Source organism: Arhodomonas sp. AD133 (assembly GCF_051195215.1).
Classification (GTDB): Bacteria; Pseudomonadota; Gammaproteobacteria; order Nitrococcales; family Nitrococcaceae; genus Arhodomonas.
In genome coordinates this window covers 1-1,113 of record NZ_JBNAZM010000156.1, presented here as the reverse complement: position 1 = coordinate 1,113, position 1,113 = coordinate 1, and the positions used below count along the sequence as shown (strand labels likewise).

Annotated in this window: 2 protein-coding genes; both read right to left on the bottom strand. The window is 48.9% G+C overall.

The window, feature by feature from the left end:
* Window positions 1–114 precede the first annotated feature (114 nt).
* Window positions 115–633, bottom strand: a complete 519-nt coding sequence (locus ACPEES_RS23505; RefSeq protein ID WP_435106954.1) for a tetratricopeptide repeat protein — start codon at window positions 631–633, stop codon at window positions 115–117.
* A 2-nt stretch (window positions 634–635) separates the two neighbouring features.
* Window positions 636–1,103 carry an RHS repeat-associated core domain-containing protein gene (locus tag ACPEES_RS23500; protein WP_435106956.1) on the bottom strand — a complete coding sequence of 156 codons (468 nt, stop codon included), beginning with the start codon at window positions 1,101–1,103 and terminating at the stop codon, window positions 636–638.
* Window positions 1,104–1,113 lie beyond the last annotated feature (10 nt).

Below are 1,113 nucleotides of genomic sequence, written 5' to 3'. Positions count from 1 at the left end.
GATGGGTAACGCCGAAAATTGTAACCGCCAATCATCAACTTGTGCGCGGATCCCGGGATCGCGTCACGCATCCAGGATGTAGACAGAAATTGGTTTGACTTACTTTCCATCATCCTAAGAAGGATTTTTTTTATCCTTGTGACACATGCGTCGGGCAAGCCCTATATTATTTTGCGCCATATCATAGATAACGCCAGAACGAGAGTCTACCTTTTTATATTCACGGATCGCGGCACTATAATCTCCCATATCAAAGAGCGCATTGCCGAGATTATAGTGCAATTCATTCCCTCCTCCAGTGACGGAAATGGCCTTCTTTAAATAATAGACTGACCAGCGCGGCTTCCCTATCTCGCTGTAGCAGTTTGCAATCGCCCACATCGCTTCTGCATCACTAGGGCGATGACGGTATGCCTTCTTAAAAGATTCGAGCGCTGAAGCATAATCGCCGCTCTCATAATAGAGATTTCCTAAAACATACCAAGCATGATTAAGGTCCATAGAATATGGCGACCTCACGCGCCCGGTACTTCGTTTCATAATCTCATCTATGGCATCTTCATAAGCCCCTTCTCTTAACAGCCTATAAACCCGTTCGTAGTCCCCGGCATCATTGCCGACTTCTCCTCCCATGATCAAGCCTCACATGATAGATCCGGATTTGAAAAACTATCATTGTTAAAGAAAGGCGCACAAAGAGGACATAGAATCAACGGCCCCCGCATACGAAACCCACCTTTAGGTCTACGCGAGTGTTCCTCACTATTTGGATGTTTGACATTCCGCTCACGTTGCCCTCCCGGTTTCCTGTGTTCGGGCGGTGGACGCTTGTTCGGATTTTTAGGCGTCCCCTTTTTCTTTCCCTTTCGTGCCAACCCGTTCGGATCCATATAATTGACAGGGTCCGAAACTACGTAGCCATAGAGATTCCCATCCCTGCCCTCAAACAGAATCGGATCCTTGGTGCTCCACCGCCCCACCTCCGAATCATAGTCCCGCGCCCCGAAGCGCACGAGCCCCGTGTCCGGGTCGTAGACGGAATGTGTCAACCTTTTTCCGACAGTGCCGACGTTTTTTCCTAATGAATCATTGTAGGTCGGCATCGGCATACGC